The following is a 17,293-nucleotide window of genomic DNA, read 5'->3' on the forward strand; positions in this document are numbered from 1 at the left end:
ATATTAGGGAAGCGAGCAGTCGATTGTATCGTCTTGCGGTGCTCGTCGGATTCGGATCTCGTCGTCGACGAGTTCAATTCGTTTGATGCCCGCTGTTTCCAGAACGGCTTCTGCGACGGAGGGACCGTTTACTTCGATGTCTGCAGTGGTCACTTCTCCCTCGTACAGTGCCGGGTGTTGGAGGCTGGGGCCGTCGAATTCGTAGGCGTAGCCGAGGATTTCCCAGTTCCGCTGGTCGGTGTGGAGCGTTTCGCCGAGGATGGCGTATCGAGTCGTCGTGTCGTCTTCCGATCGGGTTGATGGTTCGGTCATTGATGAATCGTATGTTGGTTTATGAACTGATCGGTTACTCTGCGTCGAAGTGGGGATCGTGGTGTTCCGCCTCGTTGATCCCGAGCGACCGATGCAGATTTGCGATATCTGTTGTTCGCTGCTCGTAGGATCGGTTGTGCTTCTGGATGAGCGACAGCTGAGCGGTGTGGAAATCGACGTAGGAGGGGATTCCTCGATGTCCCGCTCCGTTGTCGTAGTACACGAGGCCGGTACTCGGATTGTGCAACTGGAGTGCGACATTCCGGACAGGCCGTGACGCTTTGTCGCCGGTCCGGCTTGCGGTTTGGAACTGATCGACAGCTTTCCAGTCCAGTTCACCGCCAGTGTAGCGATCGAGTATTTCGACGACCGTTCCGTGCGTCCAATTGAGGATTTCGTGGGCGTGTTCGTCCTGCCGACAGAGGGCGGGACTGACTTTTTCCGGCTTCTCGGCGTCTCCCGTATCGATATCAGAGTGATTGATTAGAAGCCGTGAGAGAGCCTTGTTGACGCTCGGGTGGAGCGACGACGCATCTGGCCAGTATGGCCGCTTGAGCCGGACGACGTCGCCTTTTTCCACGAATGGAATGGACAGGTCTGTGTCTGGGATATCCATGTGTCGCCCCATCTGCGAATACTCAACTCTCTATACCGGACCGCCCATCGCCAGTCAGGCGCAAGCTTCTGGCGGGATCGAAACTGGGTTCAGGAATCCGTATTCTGTCTCTTTGCCTAGGAGCAGTAGGCCGAGTTGGTACTCGAGGAAGGTTTCATCATCGACGGTCCGGGGGCGTACGATAGCATCTCGTGAGAGGACCCATTCGCCGACGGTGGTGTCCCACCGTTGGTAGAGTTGGGCGTCAGATAGACCCAATAGCTCGTTGCAGAACTCAACGAGATCCTTGTGCGTGAATTCTGAGCGTGAATCGCGTTCCAGTTCGCACTTCCAGCTGGCGATGTCGCGGACGATTCGTTGTCGCTGGACCTCTGAGAGAGGCTCAGGTCGGTTGGAGTAGAGGTTGTCGGTTGTGTTAGACTCCGCTTCGCCGGCTTCTTCGGTGGACATGGCACTCTCCTCACCGGGCCACAATCATGTAGAGAAGGCTCCAAGCGTCTCCTGGTGTTCGTCAGCGTTGGAAACAGCGTCTCGGGACTGGAACCGGAACTCGGACGTTTCGAGATACTCACGGTTGGTGTCGATAGCTATCCATCCCCGATCGTGTTCGGCGGCGACGGCGCCGACGACATTCGATCCGGCGAAGGGATCGAGAATGACGTCACCGGGTTTGGAGACGCGTGGAACGAGGTACTCGACCAGCTTGCTGGGGAAGCGTGCAGGATGCCAGTCACGGCCTGCTTCTCGGCACATCTGGAGATATTTCGTATTCGATGCGGTGTTTGAGATGGAGAGCGCGGCTGGTTCTCTGTCCAGCATGACCTCGACGAACCGGTAGTAGGACAGGAGAGCGCTCCCATCGAGTGGGGAGGGATCGCAGAACTTCGAGAGATGCTTTCGGAGTGTCGCAGTGTTGATGCCGAGCATGGTCGGGTCTGGGAGACGACCTGGGTCTGGCCGGGCATCGCGAAGCCCGAGTTTTGCGCGAACGAATTGGTCCAACGTGCGCTTTGCATCGACGAAAGTGTCTTTCGATACCGACGGTGATCGGAGTGTTGCCAGATGTGGTAGTGGGGGCAAATCGCGGTCCGAGGGGTGCGTCTGTAGGTCCGATGGCTGAGCGACGAAGTTGCCCGGAATTTCGAAGTCACTCGGATGGGCGGCATCGGGAACTGTTCCGGCAGACCGGTTGGACAGCCCCCAAGCTGTGTCGTCGACGTCGATGTTGAACGAGCCTTGGACCGGGGCCTTCAGCGGCGGGGCGGAATCGTTGTCGCCGCCGAGTGGTGTGAACCAGTGGATTGGATTGGCCATGCACCGAACGCGCGTTTTCCGGTTTTTCGCGTATTCCTGCGAGTCGTTCGGATCTGTGCCGGGATTATACCACGTCACAGCGTGTCATAGAAGTCTTCACATGGTACAGTCATATTCATTATCTTTTTAGAGAGTAACAGACGTAGAAGAGCGTGCACTAGGTGCACGACTCTTAGAATCGTTCAAAGATAGGAATTTTACTCCTGTATAGTGACCATTCTTGCTCAGTTGGCGTTATTCGACGTAGCGACTGTGGTTTCTATGGAGCCGCAGACAGCAGGCTTGGAGCCGGTAACGCTGAATCCGTCGATAGCCATGAGAACCGTTCTATGACACCCTCGGTCAGTCTGCCGACGTGGCGGGCCCGCTGGGGCGGAGAGACCGTGTCGGTTGTCTCGGGGGGAGAGTATCCTCCTTCAGTACCATCGGACTGGTGGGCGGAGAGTGGGCTTACAGAGACGTTCTCGGAGCCACAGAAGACAGCGGGGAGTGTGTGTTGGTAGGTGGTCCGAACTGGTTTCTCTGGTTTCCAGCCGCCACCAACCTCGATGAGAATGCTCCCCGTAGGCTTCACGACCCGTGCCAATTCCGCGGCGAAGGGATAGAACCAATCGAGGTAGTCGTCTGCGGTCGGATTCCCGTATTCGAGGGGATCCGCGAGTCCGAATGGTGGTGACGTGATGACGGCGTCGACGCTGTTCTCTGGGATATCCGGAAGTGATTCCCGACTGTCTCCGTGGTATGCAGTCCCGTTTTCTCTTGTATATACGGGACTACTGGAAATAGCAGTCTCTGGTTCTGTCGCCATGCTACTGCCATGGCCAGTCCACAATCTCTAGCCCAGTCTATCGTCCAGAGATCGTACTGAAAGGTGACCAGAGAGGCACCCGTAAGGGTGCTCGGAGTTGTCATGAACCGCAATCAACGGACCAACGGCGATGATCGCGTTGCGCTCAGGTTCTCACTGAGCGAATGAATATACTACTGGTCGCATACATACGATTTACGCAAATTTTCGCGGTTAGTAGCTTTGAATCCCGGATTGTGTTGTTGCCTGATCGTTCCCACAATCGGTTTTCCCAGTGGTGTTTGGTGTGAGTTGGGACCGATGCTGGCGCTGTTCGGTTGGAATGTCGTCGATCATGTCCTGCACTGTATCGAGATTTGTTTGGGTGTGGTAGGTCTCTTCCAGACAGGGATCGTCGACGCGGTCGGTCAACATATAGTTCGCCATCAGTAGGACGCTCTTGGCGAACTGGCCGTTAACCGTCGAGATGTCGGTACCAGAGGGCAGCGTCAGCTGGCGTTGTTTCCATTCCTTGTCGGGAATCTGCTTGTTGACAATCGCGAACTCGGCGGTCTTAGTGTCGAAACTGTCGATGAGGTTCGGTTCGTTCCGAATCGCGCGGATCATGGTGAGTGAGGTCCCGACACCGAAGGCGTGGAGGTAGGTGTGATCACTGACGGCGTCGCTAATCGCCCTGATTCGACGGACCTGCTTCTCCGGGTCGTTGAGTGACTGCAATCCGCCGATGGCCAGCCGGCTGAATTGCTGGTAGAAGGACTCGTGGGCTCCGTAGTGTTCGACGTATGGCGGTTGGAGAACAGGCATGATCTCGGGCCGGCGGCCGTCGACGTCCTGGTAGCGGTTGAGGAAGTCGACGAGCGATTCAAGGGTCCGCTCGGGCTCGCCGGGATAGTCTTTCGGGATGACGATGTCGGCGCTCTGGTTGAGAGCAGATTCGAGTACGTCTTCGTTGGCCATGTTCTCGTCTTCGTAGGCAGAGTCGATGATCAGTCGCGTACACATCGCCCGCATGTCGTTGTGGGCTTTGCCGGCGTGCATCAGGCGATTCGGGTACCGATATCGCGGGATGTAGGAGGCGGCGAAGACGTCGACGTAGGACGAACCGACGATCTCGTTGATGTAGCTCTGTTCACTCCGCATCACGATCACCCCCGGAACCTGCAACTGCACTGCCCGCTTCGGTGAGCGCCCACCGGTCTGCTGTTGGATCCAGCGTTGCTGTATCGACGCCGGGATCGGTTACGAACCCGACGTGGTAGAGATGCGACTTTAGATGCTGGAACTGGCCACTGTAGCCGTTACCGCTCGTGAGCGGATGTTCGCGACCGTTAGGCGAGTGAATGACTGGTGGCTTCTGATCCTGCTGTGCGAGTTCCCAGCCGTTCTGGAGACAGATCGAACTGGTGAGAGAGATATTCTGTTCGGTGAGATGGGTGACGAGATCGGGAAGCGTGACTGCGTTTGAGATGCCGACGGCGCCACAGTCCGCGAGGGCAGTGAGAATTGAGTCGGCAGGTAGGTAGTGCTGATAGACGCGCTGGCCGAGACGGGCCCAGAACGGCGCTTTCTTTGCGAGACGGGCGTGGGATCTTTTGAGGTCTTCGAGGGCGCTGAGAGCCGCCGTTGACGTCTCGAATTCGTCCGTCGCGACGGCGACGACCTGCTGACCGACAGATCCGACCTCGAATTCGCGAGTGATCAAGCCCAATTCCTCGGCACCGAGTCGGGCGTGTCCGACTGTCTGAACGAGCGAGTCGGTGATGTGCCGAGTGGTTGCTCCGTCGGCATACACCGCGAGTGGGACGCCGAGGTAGTTTTTCGGATGGCTGAGGTTCAGTTGTGCGATGTGGGGCGTTGTCGGATCGTGCTCCGGCTCGGTGTAACCCGCGTCTGGGTCTCGGGGAGATGGTTCTGTCTGTGGCATATGGTTCACCAGCGACCAGCTGACTCAGTTCACCGACAGAGCCCCAAGCTGGCGAGAGCAATCTGGGACTACTGCGGATTCCGCAGTGTCGAGGATTCTCTGAGTGCTTTGATCGATGGCATTGGAACTGGGATGAAACAGTGGGGGTGGCTACTCGACGGTCTGCGCCGCAGCGAACTCCTCGTTGACTATCTCCCCGTCCTCGATGAACACGGTATCACACTCGATACAGCTGAGAGAACTGTACGCCGGGAGCAACTCGCCGACCTTCCGTTTGTGTCCGTCTTCGGTGACCGTGATAGTCACGCCCATGCTCTGGACACCGTGGAGCTTGTTTGAGCCGCAGTTCAGGCAGTTCGTCAGCGTCGGATATTCTACGACCATCGCGCCGCGTCTGCGTGGACTCAACTATTCTTCGCCCCTGTTTGCTCAATACAGATCAACAACGGTTCATCACTCGGATCCCACTTCCTTGATGAGTTTTGGGTGGTAGTGCCGGACAAGTTTCGTCATGGACTCTACAATCGTGTCGATGAATTCTTCGTCTGGTTCGCGGTCCAGTTGCTCGAACTCTATGTAAACCAGATTGCTATTGGGACGGTGTTCGTCGATCGTTTGGAACCCTTCTAACTGGTCCGCGTATTTCGTAATGACTTCACGAACTCTGTCCTTTTCCTCCTCATCTGATCCAAATAGACCGATGCTCACGACCGCCTTTCCTTGCTCTACCATGTGCGGTTTGAATCGATACAGGACTGTGTCTGGATGATCGGGATGTTTCGAGTCAAAGCCAAGTCTGCGAGATGCGGCCCCACTGATGTCCGCTGGACTCGAATGGTGGGTCATATCGCCTATTTCATCATAGATGTAGTCCCGAACTTGCCGAATTACCTTGGAGTAGTCGACCTTGCTGTCTTCTGGCTGTACCCGAGACAGTGGATAGTCCACGACCGTTGAAGACAACAACAGCGATTGACTCGTCGCTGCATCGTCAGGGAAATGAAACCACTGTACGGCAACACACTGGACGGCCAATCCCTGTTCAAGCAGGTATCGGGCGTTGTTCTCGGTGCGTGAAGTGATCTCTTCAGCGAGAATCACCATCCGCTGGTGCGTGTTGAACCCGTCGACGCCGCCCCCTAGTGCAGTTTCGTGAGCCTCCTTGAGGGAATCTTCCACAACTGCTGTTTCACCAACATCCCATTCACCATCCCGAAGATTCCTCTTGTACTCGCGGTTCGCTTGCTGATCCGACCGTAAGTTTGTCCAACCTCGTCAGCAACTGCCCGGTCGAGGTAGACTGCCCGGCCGTGTTCCTCAACGACGAGCCAGGCGACCAAACCGGTTTCGTCGGCTAGATCGGAGAGGATCCCGTCCGCCTGCCCGGATATCGGTATTGAGTTGCGTGCAGCGGTTCCGTGAGAGAGAAACTTGAGACTCAGATGGTAGCTCCCCCCGTCGCTCACGAGGTATTCGAGCGACTCGAGTGTCGAAAGATATCCGTGAAGTGTGCTCTTTGCGAGGTCGAACTCGTCGGTCACTTCGTCCAGATCTGCGCCCCCGTGGTCGTGGACATACTCGATGATCTCAAACGCGGTTTGGGCCGATTTGACCATCCGTCCGGGCTCGGAGAGTGCCATGACAACACATTACATTCATCGTATTTTAGTATTTTCGTATGGCCACTGCTAAGCTGCTCGCCCTTTGCCACCATTGTTACGAATATATCGAACAGCATCATATATACCAATGATGTTAGAATAATTGTTACTATCCATTGCTATATACATTCTCCTCTCGGAACCGAGTTACCCGGGATCTGTTATTCACAACAATCGAATCACGATCCTGTATCTGCAGGTAACAGCGTAGCTATTCGGTATCGAGTCGGCCTATGGATGAGAATTTAGGAGATCCTGTTGGGATATGTGCTAACATAATACAAACCAGATGAAATATTACCTACTATAATTAGGATTATTCGAAAACAATGTATGTTAAAACGGTGCTAACGGTCTCATAGATTTGATTTATGTGAAACAAAACGACACCACAAATATCATATTACATATATTTATTCGGTATAAGTGAACGGATCCGCCTTGCACCTTGAAGTGGTAGCGTGATGTAGTCGGTGACAAGGGTACATACTGCCGATTGCGGCAGCTTGTCGTATACGCTCGTATCGACGAGTTCGAGTCACAGTCACCAGCACAACACCGTCACGCGAAAACCTTCACCAGAGATGTTGTTGCGGCCACAACAAGACTGTGGCGGTCATCGCACGGGAAGTCCTTGCAGCCAGCGGGAAACAGCCCTCAACACGTTTCTCACCGAGTGCAGCTAGAGTGAGTCCAAACGTCACCGCGACTGCCGAGATGCCCGCACTGTCAGTTACAGCCTGTCTCTCCGGAAGCCCGCAGCCTGGCATTGTTGGACCATCGTTCCGATACTACCGGAAGCGGCTCCACTACGTCCACATAACAGTCGTAGCTTTGTTATTCTCCTCAAGCCCGTTGCGCGCACACCACGACTCGTCATCAATGAATATCCCCAGTTTTAAATTTTGATCCACCGTAATTTGCTTTAACGGATGGTCAATACTAGGGAGGACGAGGACGGGAACACTGTCGACAGCAAAGTCGCCCGTCTGATAGACGATTACGGCCTCGGTGAGGCATACGGCAACCGTCTCGAATCGCTCTGGACCGCCGAGGGAAGCAAGCGCGAGAGCCTCCGCTCGCTTGCCGATAGATTCAACGAACGGCTACTCGAAGCCGCAATCACGGACGCCGGGATGTCGACGGTCGACGGTGAGGTTGCCAACATCTACCGACTGCTGACCGACGACGAGGTGAGTAGCGGCAATCGAATCGAAGCTCGGCGACGGCTCGAACAGAACGGCATCGATGTCGACCAACTTGAGCGGGATTTCGTCACTTACCAGGCGATTCGTTCGTATCTTAAGGGGTATCGCGGGGCGGAGTACGAGAATGAGAGCCAGACAGAGCGCACGGACAGTGTGATCGACACCATTCAGCGACTGAAATCGCGTACCCGCTCAGTGGCCGAACAGAGCCTCGACCAACTCCGCGGGGCCGACCGGATCAACCTCGGCGAGTTCCGACTGTTTATCGATATCAGCGTTCATTGTGAGGACTGTAACTCACAGTACGGGTTCATCGAGCTGGTACAACGAGGCGGATGCGATTGTCAGTCGGAGTAACGCGATTTCAGATGTCGGTTACACGGGTATAGTCGTCGGAGAATGCCTGCGCATCCTCGGGGAGGAGCGCAACCACGAGGAATTGCACGTAGTCTGCAAAGTACGTGATGAGATCGGCGATACGGTTGGAGTCGATCGCTTCGAGTGAGTCGAGCAACATGAACGGCACTGTTTCGTGGACATCGTGGACGAGATATCCTGCCAAGGCGAACGTCAGGCCCGTCACCTCGCGTTCACTCTCCGAGAGGTGATCGATCGTGTCTTCGTAGGTCGCCCCGGATTCGGTGGTTCGCACGACATGAAGCTCGAATACGGTCTTTTCGACGTTGCGCCGCCCCTCTTTGACCGTTTTCTCGATTCGCTCGATCCAGATGCGCGCGAGGTTCTCGTATCCGAGCAGGTCCAGCACCTCGTCCATATGATTATTGAACTCCTCGATGGCCTGCTGCTCGATCTGGTCGATACGCGTCCGCTGTGCCTCCAGTTCGTCGCTGATTTCCTCGCGTTTGGCTTGGAGTTGGTCCTCCTCGGCCAGTCGGTCTTCGATAGTCGCGATGCGGTCGGTGACGTCGTCGAGATCGGATTCGTGTTGGCTTAGTTCGAACTCCAATTGGTTGGCCTCTTTGTGGAGATCGAGCACCTCAGAGAACTCCTCTGATTCCAGAGATTCGACCTGCGTTTCGACCGCTTCGACTTCGTCGCTGAGTTCGTCCCGCCGATCCCGGAGGTCGTCGAGTCGTGCCTTCCGTCGTTCGATTTCCGCTTCAAGATCGCTGATCTCCTTGTCGAGCGATTCACGCTTGCGTTGCTGTTTCTCCCACTCACGCTTGTCTGTGCGCAACTCATCAAGTTCGTCTTCGATCTCGCGGATTTCGCTCATCTGGTCCTGCCGGACCGTCCGGAGCGTGTCCATCGTGTCCTCGATGCGGTCGGGATCGACTTCGCTCCCGCAGGTCCAGCAGACCGCCGTCTCGGATTCGAGCAGTTGATCGGTCACTTCCTCGTAGGAATCGGCCTCCGCCGTGAGTGCGTCAGTGACGTTCGTTTCTTCGCCATCGAGCATTTCCTCGTTGAACTGGATGATGTCCTGTAGCGCGCTGACTTCGGATTCAAGCGTCTGTTTGCGCTCCCGGAGTCGAGATATTTCTCGGTCGACCCTCTCGTTGTCACCCATCGGCGTCTCGGGTAACTCTTGGCGTTCCGATTCGAGGTCCGCTAACTCACGGTTGAGTGATTTAATGCTCTCTTCCTGCACGTCGATATCGGATCGGACAGACTCGAGATCCGACCGGAGTTCACGGAGGTCGTCCAGCCGTGATTCGAGTTCACGCTTGTCCTCACGAGTTTCGTCGAGATCAGCGTCAGCCGACTCGATCTCTGTTTCCTTATCGGCGAGTTCCTGTTGTTTTGCCTCGATCTGTTGTTCGAGGTCGCGCTTTTGCTCCTCCAGCGACGGAAGTTCTTCTTTGAGGGAATCCAACTCCTCAAGTTCGTCGTCGATCTCGTTGCGTTTGCGTTCAAGACGGTCAATTTCGGCTTTGATTTCATCGATGTCGACAGGCTGCATGATGAGTTCCCGCAGGTCACGCTGCTGAACGACCGCCCGGCGGGCCTCGTTCGATTCGAGAAGGAAGGCAAAGAGGTTGGCGAGGGTGGCGTCCTCGAGGTACGGGACGCCACCGAACGTGATTGAGCCGTTCGTGCGTCGGAGCGTCCGGCGGTATCGCTCACCGTCAAGGACGAGTTCGACTTCGCCTTCCGTAGCGTCACCCTTGAGTGTGACGTCGTCGCTGCCCATAACCGCCATGATCGACTGTAAGAAGGAGGTTCGGTTGGTCGCGTTGCGTCCGCTTAGGACTGTCACGCCCTCGGGAATGTCGACTTTGGTCTGATCGATACCTCCGATATTTTCGGCGGTGACCGTGGCTTCCGAGATATCCGTATCGACCTTTGACATAGATACAGCCAATGAACGAACGTATAAAAATGTGACCATTGTGTCACCCTTTGTACCGGACGCCCACGCGGAGTCGACCAAACAACGGGTGACCATTCTACGACCTTCTGTGGGACGATCCCGGGCGTAACCCACCGATCAATAGAAGGTGTCACCGGCCGTCACCTTCTTACCCAGCAGGTCACAGTGGACCCTTTCGGCGAGTTCGTCCTCCGATCGTGACGGGTGGCGACTTCGGTCAGTTTACGCAGGATTACGTTGGCACCGCCCTCATCGCACTTATCCAGCGGACCCTCGGGCCAATTTCCGCCCAGGCGAGCTCCCGTGTCGATCTCCGCTGCGGTCACCACGTCGTTCTCGACCAGCTTCGCTGCCTCGTTGACAAATGGCGTCCACACCAGCAATGTGTCAAAGCCCTGGCCGGCGTCGGCCGGGATGTCCGGTTCGTGTCGGTCCGTGTAGTCGTAGTACCCCCATCGGGTCTCCGTCAACACCGCCCATTCTCGTTGAGTTGATGGAGGAGCGGACAGACTGGCGTGTTGTAGGACATTGGCCGGTCATCCTTCAGGTCGTCCTGTTCGCCCTCGACGCGGAGCTGGATACCGCCGGTGTAGTCCGCGAGTTCGAAGGGACCCATCGGGAACATCTCCTTGTACGTCATCGCGGAGTCAATTCCTCGAGAGAGTGGTCGCAGCGGTAACACATCCACTCGGATTCCTCCATGTAGGGCCGCATCAGGCGGTTGACGATGACCGAGGGAATGTCCATCTTTTCGCCGCGGCTCACTCTGTCTCCGATCTGCCTTGGATACCGACCTGGTATAACAGATACAGGGTTGTTATTTGGTTCTGCTCGTTCCGTTTGACGGAACGAAGTTACCGGGCGATCGACGATTGACGACCGGAGAGCGCCAATCCGGGCCCAGTCCGACCGCAGTGTGAGTGGTTCCCGCCGCTCGAACGATTACTTGAAAGGGGGCCGTGATTAGCGTCCGAATACACCGGATAAAACGAGATATGTGTTACCGCGGAACAAACACGACACTCCTGCTGTATCGGCAGATATGGTCCGGAATCCGGATATTTGGGGGCGGCCCAGTGTGGTATAGCGGGGGTTCAGCGTTCCGGAGAATACGAATGCAATATGCGGCCGTGCTTCAGTGATCGGGGTTGTATTTTGCTGGATGCCATCGGTATATCCCACGCGATTCGGAGCTGTGGATATCTCGGGGATGCTGAGTGGAGAACACAGAACTGTCCGGATAATCCGGACAATTAAGTGGGTCGGGGTTGAGGTATGCAATCATATGACTAAGACCATAGAAACTGCGTTCAATATCGTTGAAACGATACTCGAACTGGAGAAAGCGGGGGTTGCGGAGTTAGCTGACGAACTGAATAAACCAACGAGCACCGTTCACGACTACCTGCAAGGGCTCGAGGAGATCGGCTGTGTTGTCAACGATAACGGAACATACCGTGTTGGATCGCGATTTCTATCAATCGGGACACGTATGCGGAGTCAATTGGAGATATATGAGATGGCAAAACCGGAACTCCAGAACCTGGCGGCCAAAACCGGTGAACATGCAAGTTTAATGATCGAGGAAAATAATTACGGGGTTGTATTATACACGGCCACCGGGGAACGAGCAGTGCAGGTTGATATCCATGATGGTGACATCTCACGGCTACATACAACCGCTCCTGGAAAAGCCATACTGGCAAACTTTTCTTCAGAGCGAGCGGAGGCGATTATTGATCATTACGAGTTGACGCCTCGAACTCCGCACACTATTACGGAAAAAAGCGAGATTTTCGAAGAGCTAGATGACATCCGGGAACAAGGGTATGCAATCGATCGAGAGGAACTCTTCGAAGGGATGCAGGGCGTTGGCAGGCCGATCGTGGTCGGAGATAACGTTATCGGCGCGATCAGCGTTTACGGGCCAACCGGCCGAATGGATGAATCGAAAATAACTGAAAAAGTATCGGATATGGTTTTGGAGACGGTGAACGTTATCGAAGTTAGTTTGAAGTATTGAGCAAACCCGGCATCCTCTCCCGAGTTTACGCGACGGAATCCCGATGGGAGCTTCAGGTTTGCAGTCTCGTCACCGGCCTCACAGACCTTTCGGGGACGGGTTTTCCCACAGCATCGGACTGGTTGACTGCCGGCTTCACGAGAACGCCGTTCTCGTGGAACCCATCAGAAATAGTTTTATTAAACGGGCCTATATCTATGTTACCATGCCACAGGAAGAGGGCACTCAAAAAGATACCGTCACCCGATCGAACGAGATCGCTCGAATGGTCGGTGGTGATATCGCTCGCCGTGCGGCGAACCGCACGCCACAGAAACTGGCGTTCATCGCTCCAGAACAAGATGAAGAGTTGACGTTCGAGGCGTTCAATCGCCGTGTTAATCGCGCGGCCCATGCGTTCCAAGAGGAGGGGCTGGAGAGTGGGGATCGTCTCGCAATCGTCGGCGGCAACTCCCTCCAGTTCCTGACGGCCTATTTCGGGGCGCTGAAAACCGGGATAGTTTTCACGCCGATCAACCCTGAGATCACTTCCGAGGATATCGGGTACGAACTCGATCACTCGGAAGCGGATGCACTCCTCGTTGACGATGTGCTGTACCCGAAGGTCGAACCACTCGTTGCTGATCGTGACATCGACGTTCTTGCGACAATCACGGTGGGAGATGAGGACAGTCCAGTCCCCTCGTTCGACGAGGTTATCGACGGTCAGTCACCCACGGAACCGGCCGTCGAGATACACGACGAAGACCTCGCACAGATTATGTACACGAGCGGGACGACCTCTCGTCCGAAAGGCGTGCTACTCAGCCACAAGGCGATCACGACCGGCTCTCTGAACGTCAGCGCGAGTGGTGACCTCACCCGGAACGACGTAACGTCCTGTGTGATGCCCCTGTTCCACTGTGCGCAATTAACGATGGTGAAGGGTGCGATGCACGTCTCGGCGACGACAGTCGTCCGCCGGTCGTTCGATCCCGACGGCTTCCTGGAGGACGTCGAACAGCGAGACCTGACGTGGTCGTTTATGTTGCCCGCGATGTACAATGGACTACTGGCTCGCCCTGACATCGAGGACCGGGATCTATCCTCACTCCGCTACTGCCTGTACGCGATGGCGCCAATAGGGAACGAGACGTTAGAGCGGGCAATCGAGACATTCGATGCCGACTTCGCTCTTGGAAGCGGTCAGACCGAAGCCTATCCCCCCACCTGTATCTACCACCCCGAGTGGCAACTGGAGAAAGAGGGCAACTACTGGGGCCACGCCGCCGCTAACACCGACATCGCGATCATGGACGACGACGGGACCCTGCTCGACCGCGGCGAGGTCGGGGAGATCGTCTACCGCGGCCCGAACGTCATGGACGGCTATCTCAAAAACGAGGAAGCCACGGAGGAGGCGTTCGCCCACGGGTGGTTCCACTCGGGGGACATGGGATTCTTCGACGAGGACGGTCTATTGAAGTTCGTCGACCGCAAAAAGGACATTATCAAATCCGGCGGCGAGAACGTCTCCACGCAGAAAGTCGAGTCGACGCTCCTCGACCATCCCGCCGTCGAGGAACTCGCCGTCGTCGGCATCCCACACGAGCGCTGGGGCGAAGCCGTCACGGCGTTCGTCATTCCCGCGGAGGGGGCCGACGCCGACACCGAAGACATTCGTGAGTACGCCAGCGAGCACCTGGCCGGATTCGAGTCCCCGAAAGCCGTGGAGTTCGTCGAGGAGTTACCCAAAACGGCGACGGGGAAGATACAGAAGTTCCAGCTGGCTGAGCATGAAGCGGACTACTACCAAGAACAGGTCGACGATTGACATCCTCCTCCGCCTGAAGGCGGAGGAATCCCGAGGTTGGGATATTAGGGTTCGCAGTCCACCACCTCTCGTTGCGGTTGGAATCCGCAGGAGAGGTCATACAGGTGGACTGCTGGCTGTGCCAACCAGCCGGTACTCCTATCCCCGTCCAAACTGGACGCAGACTCAGAGTTACTTGTACTGTCGTTGATGTCAAGACGGATGTTCTCCGCCCCGTTCACGTCGGCGTTGAACGCCGCATCACACCACTCGCAGACGTATAGGCCACGTTCGACACGTTGACTCTCGTCTTCCGTCCCGCAGATGCAACACGTCTTGCTCGTGTCCCGTTCGAACACGTCCACGACCTCGATACCCTCAACCTTCGCTTTGTATTCGAGGATGTTGGTGAAGCGGTCGAATGCCCACCCGTGTAGGTCGAGGTTGCCGTGCTTGCCCCAGTTTTTCGACTCGCCGTTCTCGTCTTCGCGCACGCCTGCCAAGTCTCCGACGTTGATGCGGCCAACGCCCTTCTCGACACACCGTTCGACGATGTGTTTCGCTAAGGCATGGAAGAAGTGGGTGCGGCGTTCCGACCACTTCGCGTGGAGACGTGTGGCTCGTTCACTACCGCTGTCGTCGCAGTTGGCGATTTCTTTCGGGAAGTAGTACCCGTCCTGTTTCAGGCGGTTGCCGGGGTACAGGTCCGCGTCTTCCGTGCTGTAGGCGACGGCGGCGAAGTTGCTGATGCCGAGGTCGATACCTGCTGTCTCGGTTCCGGGAGCGTTGGGCGTCTCGATCTCGTCTTTGCAGACGAGGTGGAGTTCCCATCGCTCCTTCGCTTGGTCGTAGACGGCACGGACTTGTTGCAGGTTCTCGACCGTGACTCCGGGCCGGGTTTCGTATTCGACAAGGATGAATTCCCGCGCTCGGGGGTGTTCCTTGTGGTTCGCGCCCTTCGAGAGCCGCACTCGATTGTTCTTGGCGTCGTGGCGGATACCGTTCTGCTTCCACGTCACTGTCGAACGAGGATGTTCTTCGTGGACGCGACGGCCTTGGTCATCGTAGTAGTTTTCTTTGCGATAGCCGGGCGGATTGTCCCGGTTGTCGTCACTGGAGTACCACGAGTTGAAGGCTTCAGCGAGTTCCTCCAGAATCCGCTGACTGGACTGACTGTGCAGTCCTCGGTATTTGTCGTGTTCCTTCAACTCGTCTTTCAACTCCTCGTGGTCGGGGATCTCCCCGGTTTCCTCCCAGACTTCTCGGGAGTAATAGTTCGCAACGTTCCAGAGTTTGCTGGCACTCCACCCGTGTCGGTCGAGCGACTCCGCCACCTGCGAGTGGTTGCGGATTCGCGCCCGGTGGGTGCGGTGGACTTCCAGCATCGTGAAACGCCTGTATAACCGATTATACTCGCTTCTTTTGTAAATGTTGGTGGTTGGTAGCCGTGGAATATCTCAACCCTGTTGGTATCGGTTGAGCGTGACACTGAGTGACGGCGCGTATCCACGGCCTGAAGGCCGTGGTATTGCGCCTGCTCAACGTATAAGCCGAAAGATAATCCGATATCGGTGCGCCGACTGTGTCGTACCGACATAGTTCAGGCCACCACAAGGATATAAGGTCACCCGGCGAAAGTACTGCAGCATGGACTTCGAAGAATCAGAGTTCGAGCAGATGATCCGCTCGTCGGTACGCGAGATCGCCGAGGATTATGACGAGGACTACTGGCGAGAGGTCACCGACGAACGGCGATTCCCCGAGGAGTTCTGGCAGGACCTCGCAGACAACGGATGGGTCGGTATCACGATCCCCGAAGAGTACGGGGGACAAGGCCTTGGAATGCAGGAAATGGTGACCGTGATGGAGGAGATCGGCCGCGCCGGGGCTTGGTCCGCGACGGCGGGGTTCATCCTCACCCCTATCTTCGGCGGCGAGACGCTCGTCGCACACGGAACAGAGGAACAGAAGGAACGGTGGCTCCCCCAGATCGCCGACGGCAGCGCCCGCTGGGCGCTTGGTGTTACCGAACCAAACGCGGGCCTCAACACCAGAAACATCGAGACACGGGCCCGCAAAGAGGGCGATGAATACGTCATAAACGGACGGAAGATGTGGATCTCCGGCGTGGCCGAGGCGGACCGGATTACGATGCTAGCTCGGACGTTGTCACCCGAGGAGGCAGAGCATCCGAGTCACGGGCTGTCGGTTTTCCTGGTCGATCCCGAAGATTCGAACCTCGATTACGACGAGATCCCCCTGGATGGATTCTTTCCCGAACCGACGTACAACCTCTATCTGGACGACGTGCGGGTTCACGAGTCACAGCTCGTCGGAGAGGAGCACCAGGGGCTGTATCACGTGTTCGACACGCTCAACACCGAACGCATCGCTGGAGCGGCGACAGCCATCGCGACGGGCCACTACGCCCTAGAGAAGGCCGTAGAGTACGCGAAGGAACGGGCCGTCTTCGATGCCCCGATCGGTTCGCATCAGGCGATTCAGCACCCGCTTGCCGACGCGTATGCCGATCTCGAAACGGCCCGATTGATGAACCATCGAGCGGCCTGGTTGTACGACAACGACGAGGAGGCTGGCACCGCCGCCAACATTGCCAACCTAAAGTGTGGAGAGGCGGCGTGGAACGCGTGCGAGACGGCGATGACGACCTTCGGCGGGATGAGCATCAGCAAGGAGATGGGTATTTCCAAGATGTGGGAGATGATACGTCACCTCCGCATCGCCCCCGTCAGTGAACAGATGCTTCGGAATTACATCGCCGAACACGAACTCGGACTCCCCCGCTCCTATTAGGGACGTGCGTACACCGAGCGGGACACCAGTTGACTGCGGCTTCGGGACGGACCGCTCCGGACGGTGATCGGTACCTCGGAGAACGCTATGGAAATAAGAGTGCCTCCCTGTTCGGACCGTCGGTCATGGCTTTCATTCCGACTGGTCATGAATGTGTGCCCGTCACGAAGATGATAAAGACAGCGAGCGCATACCCCTGTCTTCAGGTGGGGGTTAAGCGGACACCATAGTGTGCCAATCCACCGTTCTGTTACAGAACCGGATTTCCCACCGTCTACCCAAGATATTTGTCCACCGAGATCCACAGTGTACAATACAGATGAAGACCACACGGCATGCAACCTACAACCTCAATTACCACATAGTGTGGATACCGAAGTACCGGCAATCGGTACTCACGGGAGAGGTCGCAGACCGTGTGGAATCCATCATCCACGAGATAGCCGACGACAAAGGACTTGACATCCAAGACCTCGCCATCCAGCC

The 17,293-nt window shown here is 56.4% G+C and carries 19 protein-coding genes; 5 read left to right on the forward strand and 14 right to left on the reverse strand.

Going from position 1 to position 17,293, the window contains the following annotated elements:
• Nucleotides 1-3: 3 nt before the first annotated feature.
• The 10 genes from BMX17_RS19540 to BMX17_RS19580 all read right to left on the reverse strand — a co-directional run bounded on the left by BMX17_RS19540 (nucleotide 4) and on the right by BMX17_RS19580 (nucleotide 6,614).
• Nucleotides 4-312: a hypothetical protein gene (locus tag BMX17_RS19540; RefSeq protein ID WP_092663266.1), complete on the reverse strand. Its 309-nt coding sequence runs from the start codon at nucleotides 310-312 to the stop codon at nucleotides 4-6.
• A gap of 34 nt (nucleotides 313-346) precedes the next feature.
• On the reverse strand, nucleotides 347-928 hold the full coding sequence (locus BMX17_RS19545; protein WP_092663268.1) for a hypothetical protein: 582 nt from the start codon (nucleotides 926-928) through the stop codon (nucleotides 347-349).
• Nucleotides 929-982: 54 nt separating this feature from the next.
• Nucleotides 983-1,378 carry a hypothetical protein gene (locus tag BMX17_RS19550; protein ID WP_092663270.1) on the reverse strand — a complete coding sequence of 132 codons (396 nt, stop codon included), beginning with the start codon at nucleotides 1,376-1,378 and terminating at the stop codon, nucleotides 983-985.
• Nucleotides 1,379-1,402: 24 nt separating this feature from the next.
• Entirely contained in the window at nucleotides 1,403-1,855 is a 453-nt protein-coding gene (locus BMX17_RS26365; RefSeq protein WP_170845488.1) for a DNA methyltransferase, read from the reverse strand.
• A 646-nt stretch (nucleotides 1,856-2,501) separates the two neighbouring features.
• Nucleotides 2,502-3,050, reverse strand: a complete 549-nt coding sequence (locus BMX17_RS25340; RefSeq protein ID WP_139203598.1) for a DNA methyltransferase — start codon at nucleotides 3,048-3,050, stop codon at nucleotides 2,502-2,504.
• Between the two features lie 213 nt (nucleotides 3,051-3,263).
• Complete coding sequence (locus tag BMX17_RS19560) at nucleotides 3,264-4,190, reverse strand: hypothetical protein (RefSeq protein WP_092663274.1); 927 nt, start codon at nucleotides 4,188-4,190, stop codon at nucleotides 3,264-3,266.
• A complete protein-coding gene (locus tag BMX17_RS19565) occupies nucleotides 4,180-4,974 on the reverse strand; it encodes a hypothetical protein (protein ID WP_092663276.1) in 795 nt (264 codons plus the stop codon). Before BMX17_RS19565 ends, BMX17_RS19560 begins: the two co-directional genes overlap by 11 nt.
• A 150-nt stretch (nucleotides 4,975-5,124) precedes the next feature.
• On the reverse strand, nucleotides 5,125-5,358 hold the full coding sequence (locus BMX17_RS19570) for a hypothetical protein (RefSeq protein WP_092663278.1): 234 nt from the start codon (nucleotides 5,356-5,358) through the stop codon (nucleotides 5,125-5,127).
• A gap of 69 nt (nucleotides 5,359-5,427) precedes the next feature.
• Nucleotides 5,428-6,153, reverse strand: coding sequence for a hypothetical protein (locus tag BMX17_RS19575; RefSeq protein ID WP_139203599.1), 726 nt, complete (start codon nucleotides 6,151-6,153; stop codon nucleotides 5,428-5,430).
• Nucleotides 6,114-6,614 carry a helix-turn-helix domain-containing protein gene (locus BMX17_RS19580; protein ID WP_092663282.1) on the reverse strand — a complete coding sequence of 167 codons (501 nt, stop codon included), beginning with the start codon at nucleotides 6,612-6,614 and terminating at the stop codon, nucleotides 6,114-6,116. Before BMX17_RS19580 ends, BMX17_RS19575 begins: the two co-directional genes overlap by 40 nt.
• 953 nt (nucleotides 6,615-7,567) lie before the next feature.
• On the opposite strand from BMX17_RS19580, the gene rdfA reads away from it, so the two are divergent.
• Nucleotides 7,568-8,200: a rod-determining factor RdfA gene (gene rdfA / locus BMX17_RS19585; RefSeq protein WP_092663284.1), complete on the forward strand. Its 633-nt coding sequence runs from the start codon at nucleotides 7,568-7,570 to the stop codon at nucleotides 8,198-8,200.
• 7 nt (nucleotides 8,201-8,207) lie between these two features.
• Here the strand turns inward: rdfA and BMX17_RS19590 are convergent, their stop codons facing one another.
• From BMX17_RS19590 to BMX17_RS25345, 3 genes are all read right to left on the reverse strand, one after another.
• Complete coding sequence (locus tag BMX17_RS19590) at nucleotides 8,208-10,157, reverse strand: archaea-specific SMC-related protein (RefSeq protein WP_092663286.1); 1,950 nt, start codon at nucleotides 10,155-10,157, stop codon at nucleotides 8,208-8,210.
• A gap of 161 nt (nucleotides 10,158-10,318) precedes the next feature.
• Nucleotides 10,319-10,651 carry a 3-hydroxyacyl-CoA dehydrogenase family protein gene (locus BMX17_RS19595; protein ID WP_170845489.1) on the reverse strand — a complete coding sequence of 111 codons (333 nt, stop codon included), beginning with the start codon at nucleotides 10,649-10,651 and terminating at the stop codon, nucleotides 10,319-10,321.
• Complete coding sequence (locus BMX17_RS25345) at nucleotides 10,645-10,818, reverse strand: hypothetical protein (RefSeq protein WP_139203601.1); 174 nt, start codon at nucleotides 10,816-10,818, stop codon at nucleotides 10,645-10,647. The genes BMX17_RS19595 and BMX17_RS25345 overlap by 7 nt, the downstream gene beginning before the upstream one ends.
• A gap of 645 nt (nucleotides 10,819-11,463) precedes the next feature.
• Here BMX17_RS25345 and BMX17_RS19600 point away from each other — a divergent pair.
• Both BMX17_RS19600 and BMX17_RS19605 read left to right on the forward strand, forming a co-directional pair.
• Nucleotides 11,464-12,201 carry an IclR family transcriptional regulator gene (locus tag BMX17_RS19600; RefSeq protein WP_092663290.1) on the forward strand — a complete coding sequence of 246 codons (738 nt, stop codon included), beginning with the start codon at nucleotides 11,464-11,466 and terminating at the stop codon, nucleotides 12,199-12,201.
• A gap of 205 nt (nucleotides 12,202-12,406) precedes the next feature.
• Nucleotides 12,407-14,014, forward strand: coding sequence for a class I adenylate-forming enzyme family protein (locus tag BMX17_RS19605; RefSeq protein ID WP_170845490.1), 1,608 nt, complete (start codon nucleotides 12,407-12,409; stop codon nucleotides 14,012-14,014).
• A gap of 44 nt (nucleotides 14,015-14,058) precedes the next feature.
• On the opposite strand, the gene BMX17_RS19610 is transcribed toward BMX17_RS19605, so the two are convergent.
• Nucleotides 14,059-15,378 carry an RNA-guided endonuclease InsQ/TnpB family protein gene (locus BMX17_RS19610; RefSeq protein ID WP_092663294.1) on the reverse strand — a complete coding sequence of 440 codons (1,320 nt, stop codon included), beginning with the start codon at nucleotides 15,376-15,378 and terminating at the stop codon, nucleotides 14,059-14,061.
• A 262-nt stretch (nucleotides 15,379-15,640) separates the two neighbouring features.
• Here BMX17_RS19610 and BMX17_RS19615 point away from each other — a divergent pair, with 262 nt between their 5' ends.
• Both BMX17_RS19615 and tnpA read left to right on the forward strand, forming a co-directional pair.
• Nucleotides 15,641-16,807, forward strand: coding sequence for an acyl-CoA dehydrogenase family protein (locus BMX17_RS19615; protein WP_092663296.1), 1,167 nt, complete (start codon nucleotides 15,641-15,643; stop codon nucleotides 16,805-16,807).
• 319 nt (nucleotides 16,808-17,126) lie between these two features.
• The coding region (gene tnpA / locus BMX17_RS19620; protein WP_139203602.1) for an IS200/IS605 family transposase at nucleotides 17,127-17,293 on the forward strand (167 nt) is incomplete at its 3' end.

The sequence above is a fragment of the Halorientalis persicus genome, assembly GCF_900110215.1.
Taxonomy (GTDB): domain Archaea; phylum Halobacteriota; class Halobacteria; order Halobacteriales; family Haloarculaceae; genus Halorientalis; species Halorientalis persica.

What these genes read in the sequence shown, in the direction of transcription:
- BMX17_RS19565 (WP_092663276.1), bottom strand. Translation starts at nt 4,974, where the DNA reads ATGCCACAGACAGAACCATCTCCCCGAGACCCAGACGCGGGTTACACC.
- BMX17_RS19605 (WP_170845490.1), top strand. Translation starts at nt 12,407, where the DNA reads ATGCCACAGGAAGAGGGCACTCAAAAAGATACCGTCACCCGATCGAAC.
- BMX17_RS26365 (WP_170845488.1), bottom strand. Translation starts at nt 1,855, where the DNA reads ATGCTCGGCATCAACACTGCGACACTCCGAAAGCATCTCTCGAAGTTC.
- BMX17_RS25345 (WP_139203601.1), bottom strand. Translation starts at nt 10,818, where the DNA reads ATGACGTACAAGGAGATGTTCCCGATGGGTCCCTTCGAACTCGCGGAC.
- BMX17_RS19540 (WP_092663266.1), bottom strand. Translation starts at nt 312, where the DNA reads ATGACCGAACCATCAACCCGATCGGAAGACGACACGACGACTCGATAC.
- rdfA (WP_092663284.1), top strand. Translation starts at nt 7,568, where the DNA reads ATGGTCAATACTAGGGAGGACGAGGACGGGAACACTGTCGACAGCAAA.
- BMX17_RS19545 (WP_092663268.1), bottom strand. Translation starts at nt 928, where the DNA reads ATGGATATCCCAGACACAGACCTGTCCATTCCATTCGTGGAAAAAGGC.
- BMX17_RS19580 (WP_092663282.1), bottom strand. Translation starts at nt 6,614, where the DNA reads ATGGCACTCTCCGAGCCCGGACGGATGGTCAAATCGGCCCAAACCGCG.
- BMX17_RS19570 (WP_092663278.1), bottom strand. Translation starts at nt 5,358, where the DNA reads ATGGTCGTAGAATATCCGACGCTGACGAACTGCCTGAACTGCGGCTCA.
- BMX17_RS19610 (WP_092663294.1), bottom strand. Translation starts at nt 15,378, where the DNA reads ATGCTGGAAGTCCACCGCACCCACCGGGCGCGAATCCGCAACCACTCG.
- BMX17_RS25340 (WP_139203598.1), bottom strand. Translation starts at nt 3,050, where the DNA reads ATGGCGACAGAACCAGAGACTGCTATTTCCAGTAGTCCCGTATATACA.
- BMX17_RS19560 (WP_092663274.1), bottom strand. Translation starts at nt 4,190, where the DNA reads ATGCGGAGTGAACAGAGCTACATCAACGAGATCGTCGGTTCGTCCTAC.
- BMX17_RS19615 (WP_092663296.1), top strand. Translation starts at nt 15,641, where the DNA reads ATGGACTTCGAAGAATCAGAGTTCGAGCAGATGATCCGCTCGTCGGTA.
- BMX17_RS19550 (WP_092663270.1), bottom strand. Translation starts at nt 1,378, where the DNA reads ATGTCCACCGAAGAAGCCGGCGAAGCGGAGTCTAACACAACCGACAAC.
- BMX17_RS19590 (WP_092663286.1), bottom strand. Translation starts at nt 10,157, where the DNA reads ATGTCAAAGGTCGATACGGATATCTCGGAAGCCACGGTCACCGCCGAA.
- BMX17_RS19600 (WP_092663290.1), top strand. Translation starts at nt 11,464, where the DNA reads ATGACTAAGACCATAGAAACTGCGTTCAATATCGTTGAAACGATACTC.